General features: G+C 64.1%; 13 protein-coding genes and 1 pseudogene. 5 read left to right on the top strand and 9 right to left on the bottom strand.

Annotated features, from left to right (window positions below; genetic code table 11):
• Positions 1-246: 246 nt before the first annotated feature.
• From JQ580_RS09115 to JQ580_RS09100, 4 genes are read left to right on the top strand one after another with little or no spacing between them, the layout of a single operon-like run.
• On the top strand, positions 247-1,146 hold the full coding sequence (locus tag JQ580_RS09115; RefSeq protein ID WP_212279504.1) for an alpha/beta hydrolase family protein: 900 nt from the start codon (positions 247-249) through the stop codon (positions 1,144-1,146).
• Positions 1,143-1,610 (top strand): DUF2269 family protein, encoded by a 468-nt coding sequence (locus tag JQ580_RS09110; RefSeq protein ID WP_212279502.1) that lies wholly within the window; start codon positions 1,143-1,145, stop codon positions 1,608-1,610. The genes JQ580_RS09115 and JQ580_RS09110 overlap by 4 nt, the downstream gene beginning before the upstream one ends.
• A gap of 8 nt (positions 1,611-1,618) precedes the next feature.
• Positions 1,619-2,938 (top strand): SDR family oxidoreductase, encoded by a 1,320-nt coding sequence (locus JQ580_RS09105; RefSeq protein WP_212279500.1) that lies wholly within the window; start codon positions 1,619-1,621, stop codon positions 2,936-2,938.
• Entirely contained in the window at positions 2,938-3,345 is a 408-nt protein-coding gene (locus JQ580_RS09100) for a thiol-disulfide oxidoreductase DCC family protein (RefSeq protein WP_212279498.1), read from the top strand. Before JQ580_RS09105 ends, JQ580_RS09100 begins: the two co-directional genes overlap by 1 nt.
• A 104-nt stretch (positions 3,346-3,449) precedes the next feature.
• On the opposite strand, the pseudogene JQ580_RS09095 reads toward JQ580_RS09100, so the two are convergent.
• From JQ580_RS09095 to JQ580_RS09065, 7 genes and pseudogenes are all read right to left on the bottom strand, one after another.
• Positions 3,450-4,700: pseudogene (locus JQ580_RS09095) on the bottom strand (flavin monoamine oxidase family protein); the annotation flags it as partial.
• Between the two features lie 175 nt (positions 4,701-4,875).
• Positions 4,876-6,702 (bottom strand): translational GTPase TypA, encoded by a 1,827-nt coding sequence (gene typA / locus JQ580_RS09090; protein WP_212279494.1) that lies wholly within the window; start codon positions 6,700-6,702, stop codon positions 4,876-4,878.
• 237 nt (positions 6,703-6,939) lie between these two features.
• A complete protein-coding gene (locus JQ580_RS09085; protein ID WP_212279492.1) occupies positions 6,940-7,221 on the bottom strand; it encodes a hypothetical protein in 282 nt (93 codons plus the stop codon).
• Positions 7,218-7,439, bottom strand: a complete 222-nt coding sequence (locus JQ580_RS09080; protein WP_212279490.1) for a mercuric transport protein — start codon at positions 7,437-7,439, stop codon at positions 7,218-7,220. The genes JQ580_RS09085 and JQ580_RS09080 overlap by 4 nt, the downstream gene beginning before the upstream one ends.
• Complete coding sequence (locus JQ580_RS09075) at positions 7,436-8,881, bottom strand: radical SAM protein (protein ID WP_212279488.1); 1,446 nt, start codon at positions 8,879-8,881, stop codon at positions 7,436-7,438. Before JQ580_RS09075 ends, JQ580_RS09080 begins: the two co-directional genes overlap by 4 nt.
• Complete coding sequence (locus tag JQ580_RS09070) at positions 8,878-9,594, bottom strand: prolipoprotein diacylglyceryl transferase family protein (RefSeq protein WP_212279486.1); 717 nt, start codon at positions 9,592-9,594, stop codon at positions 8,878-8,880. Before JQ580_RS09070 ends, JQ580_RS09075 begins: the two co-directional genes overlap by 4 nt.
• Positions 9,595-9,674: 80 nt before the next feature.
• Positions 9,675-10,439 (bottom strand): Crp/Fnr family transcriptional regulator, encoded by a 765-nt coding sequence (locus tag JQ580_RS09065; protein ID WP_212279484.1) that lies wholly within the window; start codon positions 10,437-10,439, stop codon positions 9,675-9,677.
• Positions 10,440-10,618: 179 nt separating this feature from the next.
• Here JQ580_RS09065 and JQ580_RS09060 point away from each other — a divergent pair, with 179 nt between their 5' ends.
• Positions 10,619-11,002: a response regulator gene (locus JQ580_RS09060; protein WP_212279483.1), complete on the top strand. Its 384-nt coding sequence runs from the start codon at positions 10,619-10,621 to the stop codon at positions 11,000-11,002.
• A 3-nt stretch (positions 11,003-11,005) separates the two neighbouring features.
• On the opposite strand, the gene JQ580_RS09055 is transcribed toward JQ580_RS09060, so the two are convergent.
• Both JQ580_RS09055 and JQ580_RS09050 read right to left on the bottom strand, forming a co-directional pair.
• The gene (locus JQ580_RS09055) at positions 11,006-12,547 is read right to left on the bottom strand and encodes an alkaline phosphatase D family protein (protein ID WP_212279481.1); all 1,542 of its coding nucleotides are present in this window, start codon (positions 12,545-12,547) and stop codon (positions 11,006-11,008) included.
• 121 nt (positions 12,548-12,668) lie between these two features.
• Complete coding sequence (locus tag JQ580_RS09050; RefSeq protein ID WP_212279479.1) at positions 12,669-14,111, bottom strand: TAXI family TRAP transporter solute-binding subunit; 1,443 nt, start codon at positions 14,109-14,111, stop codon at positions 12,669-12,671.
• Between the last annotated feature and the right edge of the window lie 113 nt (positions 14,112-14,224).

The following is a 14,224-nucleotide window of genomic DNA, read 5'->3' as shown; positions in this document are numbered from 1 at the left end:
GTCGCCGCGCCGGCGGCAAGACCTATCGTTAATTATCGGTTAACGTGTGGACTTTGTGCATCAGTATCTTAACCATGTTGTGCCGAAAAAAGACAGGACGCCGACGTGAAAGCCACCGGCGTGCGACTCGTCGGTGCAAAACTCTGTCTACGACAACCAATGAACGGCAATGGCAACGCAGAAAGTCTGCCGATACTGATTCGTTCCGACTAGTCTGATTGTCGCTGTTCCCGCCTCCGGCCATTCATGCGGCTCCTCAACATCATCCTCGGGCTCCTGTCTCTGCTGGCCTTGTCGGTCGCACCGCTGTGCGCTCAGGTCACGTTTGGACCATCCGGCGAGGAGGGCGAGCCATTTCGCCGACAAGCGTGGCTTGTGCCGTCGCCGGATACCGACATTGCCGCGCGCGCCCTGCTGTTTCGCCCCATTGGTACAGGTCCGTTCCGGCTTGCGGTCATCGCGCACGCCTCGACGCAGAATCCCTTGCGCCGGGCGCAAATGCCGCAGCCGGAATATCGTCCGCTTGCCGCCTTTCTCGTCGCGCGCGGTTTTGCCGTGCTGGTGCCGGAGCGCCTCGGCCATGGCGCGACCGGCGGCCGCTATGTTGAGGACCAGGGCGGATGTGATGAGGCGGACTATGCGCGTTCGGGCCGCGCAACGGCCGGGGAAATCCGGCTCGCGATGGAGTTCTTGCGGAAGCAGGATTTCATTCGCAAGGATGCCGCGATCGTGCTCGGCCATTCCGCCGGCGGCTGGGGTGCGCTGGCGCTTGCGAGTGGCGATCCGAAGGATATCTCCACGATCACCGTGCTTGCGCCCGGGCGGGGCGGCCACGCCAATGATGAGCCGAACCGGATCTGCGCGAAACACACGCTTGTTGCGGCCGCAGCGGACTTCGGCAGGGACGCGCGGATTCCCGTCACCTGGCTTGTTGCGGACAATGACAGCTATTTCGCGCCGGCGTTCTCGAGAGCGCTGGCCGACGCGTTTCGCGGCAGCGGCGGCAAGGTCGACTTCCACACCTTGCCGGCCGTCGGCAGCGAAGGGCATTGGCTGATCGAGAGTGAGGCCGGCGTCAAAGCCGCGAGCCGGGACCTCGCGCGTGCGCTGAACCAGGGCATGCCAACAGTGACCAAGAAGCAATGACGCTGTATGTCCTGGTCAAGTATTTCCATGTGCTCGGTGCCATCGTTATCCTCGGCACCGGAACCGGCATCGCCTTCTTCATGCTGATGGCGCATCGCACCGACGATGCGGAGTTCATTGCCCGCACCGCTTCGGTCGTCGTCATTGCAGACGCAATCTTCACGCTGTCGGCGGTGCTCCTCCAGCCGATCACGGGCGGATTGCTGATGATGCTCTCGGCGACGCCGATCACTGAGCGCTGGCTGCTCGCCTCGCTCCTGTTGTATGCCGTCGCCGGCCTGTTCTGGGTCCCTGTCGTGTTCATGCAGATCGAGATGCGCGATCTCGCGCGAAAGGCTGCGGAGGAACACACGGCGTTGCCGCAACGATACTTCGTCTTGTTTCGCCGCTGGTTCGCGTTCGGCTTCCCCGGGTTCGGCGCGACGATGCTGATCCTCTGGCTGATGGTTGCAAAGCCGTTTTGAGAGCCGTGATGAACCAGCGAACCATCTTGGTGCTCGGCGCCTCCGGCCTGATAGGCCGCTTCGTGACTGACGATCTTCGCGCACGCGGCTTTCGCGTGCTTGGCGTGGCGCGCAGCCTGTCGCCGGCGCAGAAGACGGGAGCGCTCGACATCGAGCAGCCGATCCTCTCACTCGACGTGACGGTGTTGACGCGCCTGTTGCGCGAACATGCGGTGGATGTCGTCGTAAATTGTATCGGCGTGCTTCAGGACGGTCCCGGCAGCGACACGAGTGCCGTGCATCGCGACTTCGTCGCGCGCCTGCTTGCGGCGATTACCGACAGCGGCCGGGCGATCCGGCTCGTGCATCTCTCGATCCCCGGGGCGGCCGAAGCCGATCGCACCGCCTTCGCAACGACCAAGCGCGAGGCCGAGCGCCTGATCGCGGCCTCAGGCATTGCGCACGCTATCCTGCGGCCCGGCTTCGTGGTCGCACCATCCGCCTATGGCGGCAGCGCCATGCTCCGCGGGCTCGCTGCCTCCCCGTTCAACCTGCCCGACAAGGAGATGGCGACATCGTTCCAGCCTGTTGCCATCGAGGATATTTCGGCCACCATCGCCTGGCTTGCCGCGCGCGACATCGAAGATGCCTCTGTAAGGGCCGTGAAATGGGATCTGATGCAGGCCGAGCCCGCCACCATGGCAGGCGTCATCAGGCAGTTCCGCCTTGCATTCGGCACGGCGGGATGGCCGCATGTCGCGATGCCGTCTTTCATGCTCGATTTCGGCGCCAGGATCGGCGATTTCGCCAATCATCTCGGCTGGATCCCGCCGATGCGCTCCACTGCCATCGCCGAGCTGCGCCGAGGCGTGCGAGGTGATCCCTCGGCATGGATCGCCGCCACAGGCATCTCGCCGAAGACGCTGGCCGAGACGATTGGTCGTCATCCCGCGACCGTCCAGGACAAATGGTTCGCGAGGCTGTTCCCGGTCAAGGCACTGATCTTCGCCAGCCTCGTCATGTTCTGGCTCCTTTCCGGTTTCATCGCGCTGTTCGTGTCCTACCGCGCCGCTGCCGGCATCTTGACGGCGCACGATTTCCCGCCCGCGCTGGTCGATCCCATCACCATCGGCACCAGCCTGATGGACATGAGCATCGGCGTGCTGATCGCGTTCCGCCGCACCGCGGCGACCGGGCTCGTCGCTGGAATCGTCGCCTCGCTCGGCTATATGTTCGGCGCTGCGGTCCTGACACCCGATCTCTGGATCGAGCCGCTCGGTGCGCTGGTGAAGACGGGTCCGTCGATCGTGCTGATGCTGGTGGCGCTCTTGATGCTGGACAATCGCTGATGCCCAAATGGCCCGATGACGACGTGATCCTGTACGACGGCGTCTGCGTCTTCTGCTCGCGCTGGGTGCGGTTCGTCGCTGCGCGCGATACGGCGAAGCGATTTCGTTTCACGCCGATCCAGTCGGAGTACGGAGCCCGGCTCGCACGGACATTCGGCATTGATCCCGACGATCCCGACACCAACGCGGTCGTCCACGGCGGCGACGTGTTCATCAAATCCGACGCCGCGCTGTCGGTGCTGTCCCAGCTTGCAGGCTGGGGCTGGGTGCACGCATTGTTCGCCGTACCAAAACAGCTGCGCGACCCGGTCTACAGCCTCATCGCACGCAATCGCTTTCGCATCTTTGGAAAATACGATGCGTGCTTCGTGCCTGATGCTGATTTACGCGCGCGGGTGATTGAATAGTGCCTACTTGTCTTCGCGAGCAGCGAAGCGAGGGAGTTATCCAGAATCATTCCGCGGCGACAGTCCCGAATCACATCGTTCGCTCGCAATGACGGCGTTGGCTGCTACGGCCTGAGCAAAGCCGCCAGCACTTCCTTCGCCGCCCGCTCTCCGCTGTCCCGCGCGCCATGCGCCGTCGTGAAGAAGTTCGGCGAGGTCGCTTCCCCCGCGAAGAACAGCCGGCCGTCCACCGGCGCGGCCAGCACGGCGCGGTCTCCCGCATGGCCCGGCAGCGCATGCGAATAGGCACCGCGCGCGAAGGGGTCGTGGCCCCAGCGCGACTCTGCGAGCGGCTTCAGCTTGCGGCGGATGTCGTTGCCCAGATAGTCCGCGATTTCATCGATACTCTGCGCGGCGAAGGCGCCGTCGCCTGCGTCCTCCAGTTCGCGCGCAAAAGTGCCGCCGAAAAAGCCGTCGATGCAGGGCTGGCCGAACGGGCGGATATGGTACGTGCCCATCGCGGTGCGCATGGTCGCGCCGCGCAGATTGCCTTCCTTCGGAAAGGCTTCTGCGTCCTCCAGCGCCAGCACCACCTTGTCGTTGACGCCAAGCGGCAGGCCAGCGGCAGCATCGACCTTGGCCGGCAACGGCGGCGAGAAGCGGATGGCTTCGTCCGCGATCAGGCTGGTCGGCACCGTGACGATCACCTTGTCCGCAGTGAGCGTGCCCGACGACGTCTCGATCCGAATTCGCCTGCCGGAATGGTCGATCAGCGACACATTGCAGTTCAGTGTCACCGGGCAGGAGGCGCCATAGGCAGCGATCAGCGCGCCGTACCCGTCCCTGACGCGCCAATTGAAATAGGTGTCCTCGTAGGCGTCCATGTCGAGGATCGAGACCCGATCGAGCTCACAGCCATTCACATAGGTCGAGACCGCATTGATCATCGGGTTCCAGCGATTGCCCGGCTCGAGATATCGCTCGGCCGGCGCATCCTCGCCCGCTTCCGCCGCCTCGCTGACCCGGTCGTAGAACGCGTCGATCTCGCGCGCGAACTCGTCGCGCTCTCGTTCCGGAAACACCTCGCCGAAGGCACGATCGCGCCAGGGCGGCAGGTCGGTATTGACCACGAAATTCAAATGCTTGGCGATGGCGACGAAGGAGTTCTTGTCGGCGGAGTGAAGCCAGCCGCAGCCGACATCGAAGATGACCTCGGGCGAGGCCTGTACGGTCCACGCGCGGCCGCCGAGCCTGTTACGCGCCTCCAGCACGATCACGGAGAGGCCCGAGCCCTGCAACGTATGCGCGGCGCCGAGGCCGGCGGCACCGGCACCGATGATCGCGACGTCGACGGAGGAAGGCAGGGTATTCATGGGTGAGCTATAGCGCGTCTGTAATACGCGCTAACGATAGCACAGAAATCTCATTATCCGCGCGGCGCGCTTGCGCACGAGAGCGGTTAATCCGTCATTTCAGAAGGGATTTCCGGGGTGGGCACGCTTGCCCGTTGCCCACCCTGCGGCACTACGTCCGGGCGCGAGAGCGCTGGCTTTACGCCACCGCTTCCTTGGACTTTTCGGCGCGCTTGCGCTCGTTCGGGTCGAGGTGCTTCTTGCGCAGGCGGATCGACTTCGGCGTGACCTCGACGAGCTCGTCGTCCTCGATATAAGCGAGCGCCTTTTCCAGCGTCATCCGGATCGGCGGGGTCAGGCGCACCGCCTCGTCCTTCGAGGTCGTGCGGATGTTGGTGAGCTGCTTGCCCTTGAGCACGTTGATCTCGAGATCGTTGTCGCGGGTGTGCTCGCCGACGATCATGCCCTTGTAGACTTTCCAGCCCGGCTCGATCATCATCGGACCGCGGTCTTCCAGCTTGAACATGGCGTAGGCCACCGCTTCGCCCTGGTCGTTGGAGATCAGCACGCCGTTGCGACGGCCCTGGATCTCGCCCTTGTACGGCGCATAGCCGTGGAACAGGCGGTTCATGATCGCGGTGCCGCGGGTGTCGGTGAGCAGTTCGCCCTGGTAGCCGATCAGGCCGCGGGTCGGCGCGTAGAACACCAGGCGGAGGCGGTTGCCGCCGGACGGCTTCATCTCGACCAGCTCGGACTTGCGCTCGCTCATCTTCTGCACGACGACGCCGGAGTGCTCCTCGTCGACGTCGATCACGACTTCCTCGATCGGCTCCATGGTGGCGCCGGTGGCTTCGTCCTTCTGGAACACGACGCGCGGACGCGACACCGAGAGCTCGAAGCCTTCGCGGCGCATGGTCTCGATCAGGATCGCGAGCTGCAATTCGCCGCGGCCCGAGACTTCCATCGCGTCCTTGTCGGAGGCTTCCACGACGCGCAGCGCGACGTTGCCTTCGGCTTCGCGCAACAGACGGTCGCGGATCATGCGGCTCGTCACCTTGTCGCCTTCGGTGCCGGCGAGCGGCGAGTTGTTGACGATGAACGACATCGACACGGTCGGCGGATCGATCGGCTGTGCCGGCAGCGGCACCTCGACGGTGGGGTCGCAGAAGGTGTCGGCGACGGTGCCCTTGGTGAGGCCCGCGATGGCGACGATGTCGCCGGCTTCGGCCTCATCGAGCGGCGTGCGCTCGAGACCGCGGAACGCCAGGATCTTGGTGATGCGCCCGGATTCGACCAGCTTACCCTCGGCGTTGAGCACCTTGACCTGCTGGTTCGGCTTGAGCACGCCGGAGGAGATGCGGCCGGTGATGATGCGGCCGAGATAGGGGTTGGCCTCCAGGATCGTACCGATCATCCTGAACGGACCTTCCTCGACCGTCGGCGGCACGACGTGGCGCAGGATCAGGTCGAACAGCGGCTCCATGCCCTTGTCCTTGGGGCCCTCGGGGCTCTCGGCCATCCAGCCTTGCTTGGCCGACCCGTAGAGGATCGGGAAGTCGAGCTGCTCCTCGCTGGCGTCCAGCGCGGCGAACAGGTCGAACACCTCGTTGATGACTTCGGTCGGACGCGCGTCGGGACGGTCGACCTTGTTGATGACGACAATCGGCTTGAGGCCGACCTTGAGCGCCTTGGAGACCACGAACTTGGTCTGCGGCAGCGGACCTTCCGCGGCGTCGACCAGCACCAGGGCGCCGTCCACCATGTTCAGGATGCGCTCGACCTCGCCGCCGAAATCGGCGTGGCCCGGCGTGTCGACGATGTTGATGCGGGTGTCCTTCCACTGCACCGAGGCCGCCTTGGCCAGAATGGTGATGCCGCGCTCGCGCTCCAGATCATTGGAGTCCATGGCGCGGTCGGTCACCTTCTGGTTCTCGCGGAACGTGCCCGACTGCTGGAGGAGTTTGTCGACCAAGGTCGTCTTGCCGTGGTCGACGTGAGCGATGATGGCGACGTTACGGAGGTTCATGAGTGAGCTTCTTTGCGTTCGTACAATGGGTTAAGCGCGATCTCGCCGGTCGGACCGGGACCTCTTCTCGAAACAACGCTGGAAGACTGAAAAAGGGCGCTCGCCGCCCAAAAAGGAAGCCCGGCCATATCGACCGGGCAGCCTGCGCGTTGCGGCGCAATATATGCAAAAACCGCCAAAAAACAATGCGTTCTTTGGGGCTTGGTTGACTGAATTTTGCCCGGGGATTTCCGGGGCTTAGCTGTCGTTTCGGATTGGCGGGGCTTTCCGCCCCTTGATCGCCGCCCAGATCATGGCGATCCCGCCGATGCCGATGACCAGTCCAAGGAAGATGAGCGGCGCGATGTCGGAGGCAATCCGGCCACCATCGACCACCGACATCCCGCCGAACAGGAGCGCGCAGAGCCCCGGCAGCAGCATGAAAAGTCCGGCGATCGCCATCAGCGCGGTCACGCAGCCGCCGCGCTGCGGCTGTTTCTGAGGCGGCAGTGACGGTGGAGTGTGGCTGGAATCGCTCATGATTTCCTTCTCGCTGCCCTGATCAACATCACGCCGGCAGATGCCGCCAGCAGTGCGAGGACGAGAGCGGGGACGACACGGATATCCAGGTGGGCCGACTGGATCGAATCGGAGACGAAAATAAGGGCGCAGATGCCGGGCAGCAGCAGGATCACCCCGACCATCACCATCAACGCGGTGACAACTCCGCTTCGCGAAGGTGAAGGCGTCTCGCTCAACGAGGTATCTCCTCGCGCAGCCCGCCTTCCCGATAGGTGTCACCGCTTAGCCCGGCGCGGATGCCGTCGATCTTGCCGTCGCGGTAGAACAGATTGTAGGTGTCGAACGGAATGATCGCGCCTTGCTCCGTCACGAAATGGATGCAGCTGCGCTTGACGTTGCCGACGCAGAAATTGAAGCGGTCCAGAAACTGCACGATGGTGACGCGGAAGACGTTTTCGTAAGACAAGCCCTGCGGCACCTCGAAGCTCGGCAGGCAGCACAGCAATTCGCAGACGCGCTCGCTCGTGTTCAGCGGCCCCGACGACAGCGAGAACAGATCGACGAACTTCTCCCGCAGCACCGGATATTTCTCCGGGCTGATGGTGTTGGGCATCACCGCAACGAGCTGCTCCTGCGGGATCAGCGAGGTCAGCGGCAGCACCTTCTCGCCGTTGCGCAGGCCGTAGCCGATCGAGATGCTTTCGGGATTGCAAGGCAGCGGGATCATGTCCTTGTCGCCGAACACGCCAGTCTCGATCACGCGCTTGCGGATCTCCGACAGCATGATGCGGTCGGTTTTCTCATCGAAATTCTCGTTTCGGCCGGCGTCCTGCACCGGCTGCAGCGTGACGCCGCGCACGCATGTCCAGGTCAGCGCGTGGCGGACGATGTCGCCGATCTCGGAATCGTTGACGCCCCGCTTGATGGTCGCGACCAGCGTGGTCGACACGCCAAAATGCTCGAGATTCTCCAGCGCCTGCTGGCGGATTTTTCGCAGATCCGCGCCGCGCAGGTCGATCAGCGCGTCGCGCTGCAGCGAATCGAACTGGAGGTAGACCTCCAGCCCGCGCTTGTTCTCGGCCAGCCGTGCCACGAAATCCCTCTCGCGGGCGATGCGGAGGCCGTTGGTGTTGATCATGACGTGGCGGATCGGGCGCGCGCGCACGGCGTCCAGGATCTCGAAGAAAGCCGGGTGCAGCGTCGGCTCGCCGCCGGAGATCTGGACGAGATCCGGCTCGCCTTCGCTCGCGACCAGCGCGTCGAGCATCCTCTCCACTGTCGCGAGTGGGGTGAATTTCGTTCGTGCCGGCGAGGACTCCGCAAAGCAGACCGGGCAGGTCAGATTGCAGTGCTCGGTGATTTCGATCAGCGCCAGGCAGGAATGCTGCTCGTGGTCGGAGCAGAGGCCGCAATCGTAGGGACAGCCGAATTCCGTGCGCTGCTGGAATTGCAGCGGCCGGTCGCCGGGCTTGATGAAATCCTTGCACAGGCGCCAATAGGCGGCATCCGTCGACACCAGCGTCGACTGGACGCCATGCTCCCGGCAGCGCTTTTCGTACCAGACCTCGTTGTCCACGATCTGGATCTTTGTCGGCACGAGATTCAGGCAGGTCTCGCAAAGAGATTGGGTCTGGCCCCAGAAAATATAGGGCCGCGACTTACGCAACGGCGCGTTCATGCAAGTGACTCGCTTTGTATGGGTCTCGCTTTGGGCGCCGTCGCCAGCATGACGCCGGCGTAGAGCAGAATGGACAGCGACAGCAGGTGAAACAGGGTGAACGGGCCGATCAGCGTGCCGTAGGGCTTGAGGAATTCCCACAGGAAGCGTTGCGCTCCATAATAGACGAGGACCAGGTAGAAACCATTGGTGCTCACAAAGGCGTTCCGGTTCACGACGGCCAGCACATAGATGAGCGCGAATATTGCCATGGCCGCGCTTTCGTAGAGCTGCACAGGATGGCGCAGAATGCCATCGCCGAAATCATGGGCCCAGGGCAGCGCCGTCGGTGCGCCGTAGGTGAAATCGTCGAGGCCCGCGAAATAGCAGCCGAGCCGGCCGATCGCGATGCCGAGCGCCAGCGGCAGCGCGAAACGCGCGCCGGTCCGCGCTGCGATTCCCGCGGACCATTTGTAGAGCTCGATCGCGACGATGCCGCCAGCGATCGCGCCCTCGACCGAGCGGGCAATGCCGCTCTCGCCCGACAGCCACAGATTGGCGGAGCCGAACAGGTAAGCCCCGAGGCCCGCGCCGAACACCAGCGCTGCGATATAAGGCAGTTCGAAGGATTGCGCCGGAAATCGCAGGCGCTGTCGCGAGAGCCAATAGACGGCCGCCGCGGCCGCCAGCCAGGCCAGGATGTCGAAGATGGTGTGAAGAAAGGCCCCGCTCATGAGGGGATACTAGCCCAGGTTCCAGCCGCGTGGGATAGGGCGCCTGCTCCCTCTTCACGCCGGGGAAGCGATGCGGGGCGCTAGCCGGCCTCTTGCTGCTCGGTCGGATAGACGCCGCGCAGCACCTCCTCGAAATGCATCTTCACCGCGTCGTTGCACAGGCAGGCGCGAAGCTTCAGGCCGTCGCGGTTGCGAACCAGGATCGATCCGCGCCTCGTGTCGAGAATCCGTTCCGCCTTGAACGATTGAAGCACGCGGCTGGCATAGCTGCGGCCAACGCCGAGCAGCGTCGCAAGCTGCTCGTGGGTCAGCGGCACGCTGTCCTCGTCGCCGGTCCGCTCCATCGCCGCCAGGATCCATTTGGCGGTCCGTTGTTCGATCGAATGGATCGCATTGCAGGCGGTCGACTGGAAGATCTGCGCCAGCATGCAATCGGCATAGCGGGTAAAGATATTGCGCAGTGATACCGAGCGCAGCTTGGCCGCTTCCAGCTTGGCGACATGGACACGCGCAAATGGGCCGCTGAATTTCACACAGATCCGGGTATAGGCCGGCAGGAATCCCTCGCTGACGATGCCGCCCACCGCGCCTTCGCGGCCGACCAGGATGGTCTCGACGTCTCGGCCATCCTCGTTGGGGACGAGAAAGGTCGCGAGCGCCGGTCCACAGGGGAAGTGGACGACCTGGACGTCGTCACCGGGGCTGTAGAGCAGCTGGTTGGCTGCGGAGTTTTCGACGGTCACGTGCGGCGCGAGCAGGGCGTAGTCTGCCTGGCTCAGGCGCCGCAACAAATTGTTGGCCGGACGGCTCTCGACCTCGGTCATCTTGCTGATACGCACATCCATCGTGAATCCCCATCCCGCTTCCATCTTATCGAGTTCCGGATCTCCACTGTGTGCACAAGTGGACAGACTAGAGAACGACGCTGTGGTGGGTTTCGTTCCGGGAACCCCCCGATGCGCTGCAAGCAGGCATCGTGTCGCGGCAGTCCTGATCCGCCCCCCACCACACGCAAGATGCGATCATGACACCCGCACGTTCCGATGGCTCAAGCTGGCCGGCTGATGTTCTCATCGTCGAAGACGACCCGATCATCGCGATCGATTTCGAGGACCGTCTGCTCGGGTTTGGAGTGACGGACGTGCGGAGCGTCGGTTCGGTGACCCAGGCGCTGGGCGCCATCGCCAAGCGAGCGCCCGATTTCGCGCTGCTCGATGTCGAATTGATCCGCGAGACGAGCTTTGCGGTCGCGGAGCGGCTGGTGGCGCTGAAGATCCCGTTCGTTTTCGTCACCGGCTATGGCGCCGAGGCGCGCATTCCGCCTGAATTCTCCGGCCGGCCGCGGTTGCAGAAGCCGTGCTCGAGCGACGCGCTGGAGGCGGCGCTCAAGGCGCGTTCCCTCGATTAGCGATCAGGCCTGCTTCGGATCGAGCGTGGTCGACCACAGCGCGACGTCGGCGCGGTCTCGCAAGGTCACGGTCATCTGGCCCGAGGCGCCGTCGATCTTGACGTGACCGAAGAACTGCATGCCGGCGGACGGTGGCAGGTTCTGGCTGTCCTTTCCCGGCGCCTTGACGAAGCGGACCTCAGGGCCAAACGTGTTGTCGAGCGCGTTCGGACCGAAGGTGCCGGCATGCAGCGGGCCCGACACGAATTCCCAGAACGGCTCGAATTCCTGGAATTGCGCCTTGTTCGGATCGTAATAATGCGCGGCAGCGTAGTGCACGTCCGCGGTCAGCCACACCGTGTTGCTGATCGGGGCCATCTTGATGAAGCGTAGAATGTCGGCGATCTCGAGCTCGCGGCCGCGCACCGGGCCGTCACCCTGCGCGATCGCTTCCGAGCCGCCCTTCGGCGTGTCAGCCACGACGAGGCTGAGCGGCATGTCGGAGGCGATCACCTTCCAGGTCGCGCGGGAATTGAGCAGGCCGCGCTTGAGCCATGCGATCTGATCCGGGCCCAGGAAGTAGCTGGCGGGGCCGTAGGCGGTTTCGAGGTTGGGGCCGTTCGGACCGCGATAGCTGCGCTCGTCGAGCACGAACACGTCGAGATGCGGGCCGTAGGAGATCTGCCGATAGACCCGGCCCGGCTCAACGATGCTCTCGCGCATCGGATACATCTCGTGGAAGGCGCGGCCCGCGCGGGCGGCGAGCAGCGAAATATCGCGCTCCTTGTAAGCGGCCGGCAACTCCTTCGACAGCGACCAGTTGTTGGTGACTTCGTGGTCGTCCCATTGCACGAAGATCGGCACCTCGGCATTGAAGGCGCGGAGGTTCTCGTCGGTGAAATTGTATTTGTGCGCGGCGCGGTACTCGTCGAGCGTCTCCGCGACCTTGGCCTTCTCCGGGATGGTGACGTTCTTCCAGATCTTGCCGTCGGCGAGCTTCACTTCGGATGCAATCGGTCCGTCGGCGTAGATGGTGTCGCCGGAGTGCAGGAAGAAGTCCGGACGGTGCTTGCGCATCGCCGAGAAGGTGAACATGCCGCCGTCATCGGGGTTGATGCCCCAGCCTTGTCCTGCGACGTCTCCGCCCCAGACGAAGCTGACATCGCGACGGTCGGCGGGCGCGGTGCGGAAACGGCCGGTCACCGGCTCGCCCTCGATGGCGCTATGCGAGAGATCGCGGAAGCGGATCCGGTAAAAGATGTCCTGACCAGCAGGCAGGTTCTCGATCAACATCTTTGCGGTGAAGTCGCTCTCGGGCAGCGCCGCGATCGGCGGCAGCGCCCGGGCATCCCTGAAAGACTCGGTCGTCGCCACCTCGACCAGCATCTGCGCCGGCCGGTCGGCACGCGCCCACACCACGCCGCCGTCGACCGTGACGTCGCCCGACTGCACCCCATGGGTCACCGCGGGCCGATCGGCCGCGCGCGACAGATACGGCATCGCGACGGTGCCGAGCACACCGGCGCCGGTGGCGAGGAAACGGCGGCGGGAGAATTTGAAGTTCATAACGGGTGGCTCCAAACCCTGCGATTGCGGCTCGATGGAATCGGGGCTCGGGCGTTGCGCGCCCCGTGATGGCGTGAACCTATATTGAGACAATGTGACGCAGCGATAACGCGCGCAAGCGTTACGCGTTGCCGGCCGCCCTGAACTGCGCGCCCGCACGTTGCAGGTTCTGCGGCAAGCTGGACAGCACCGCCTTGCGGTCGGCGACGGCGGCGTGGAATTGATCCAGCGCGATGTTGAAGGCGGTCAGCGAGCCCTCCTCGATCGCGCCGTGATCGTAGCAGCGCAACGTGTCGCGCAGGATTTCGTCGGCCTCGGCCTGCATCTGATCGAGCTCTTCGGCCGCCTCGCTCTTGCGGGCGGCTGCGATCATGTCGAGCAGCCTTTCGCGCAGATGGCTGTTGTTGTCGCGCTCGTCCTTCTTCAGATAGCCAGCGAACCAGGCGCCGATCGAGCCCATGGCGGAGAGCGCCATCAGGCTCCACCAGATGTAATCGCTGTATTTGTCCAGGAAGGTCTTTTCCTCGCCATCGACGAACGCGGCTGCGCCGGGATGCACCGGGATCACCGCGTCCTTGTCGGTGTCGGGCGTCTCGATCTTCGCCGCCAGCGGGAATTCCGTCACCAGTTGCTGGCGCACGGAGAAGAGCTGGCGCGTGAACGCGGCAATGGTGGTTTCGGACACGCCTTTGCGCGCCACGATGTGGTGCGAGAAGCTGATGGTCTTGACCTCGTCATCCGGGCGGGCGGGCGAGCCGCCATAGGTGCCGGCGGGAATCTCGGACGCTTCGTAGACCGGATGGTTCTGCGCGATCGCATCCGCCGACTCGATCGCGAGGAAGCTGGGCGCGCCGAAATCCTTGGTGGAGGCGGCGATCGCGTCCGCCGTGATCTTGCTGTTGACCGGGCCTGCCGCGAGATAGACGTCGGCCTTCTGGGCCTTGATCGCCTCGGCGGCCTCGTTGGCCGGGAATTGCACGATCTCAACCTTGGCGGGATCGACGTTGTATTGCTGGAGGATCACCTTGAGCAGATTGACGTTGGCCTGGGTGCGGCCGACGACGCCGACGCGATGGCCGGCGAGCTGCGAGATCTTGGTGATCTTCGGGCCTCGCTTCTTGCCTTTGCCCGGTACGGACCACAGCACCACGACGTTCTTGCGCAGGGTCGCGACCGCTTGCGCATTCTTGGGTACGTCGATGTCGCCTCGCACGATGGCGAGATCGACCTTGCCTTCCGCAAGCGCATCGGCGCTGGCCGTGGCGCCGTCGGTCTGGATTGGCCGCAGCCGGATCTGGCTCTTGTGCTGCACGAAAGCCTGCGTCAGCGCCTGCACGACCTTGACGTCATCGCTGTTGGCGGGACCGACTGCGATCTTCAACGTCACGGGCCGCATGGCGAAGTAATAACCGCCGGCGAGCGCGCCGATGATCGCGAGCACGAGCGCAAGAGTCACGAGTGCGGTCTTCCGCGCCGCGGATCGCGGCGAAGGCGGGGGCAATTCGGCCAGGTCCAATCCCCCGGTCATCGATCTCCCAAACAGGCGCTTCAGGCTCAGTTTCATCTTGGCCGGCGATTTACGCCCGCAATTGTAGCAAATTTCTTGTCCGGCGGGGTTACATCTCCGTCATGGTTAGCGGATGGCGGAAATCCCCGTATGAACCCGGGCATCAGCGG

This window comes from Bradyrhizobium sp. SZCCT0148 (assembly GCF_018129985.1).
GTDB classification, from domain to species: Bacteria; Pseudomonadota; Alphaproteobacteria; order Rhizobiales; family Xanthobacteraceae; genus Bradyrhizobium; species Bradyrhizobium japonicum_H.
The sequence above is the reverse complement of the archived record's forward strand: the minus strand, read 5'-3'. Positions and strand labels throughout refer to the sequence as shown.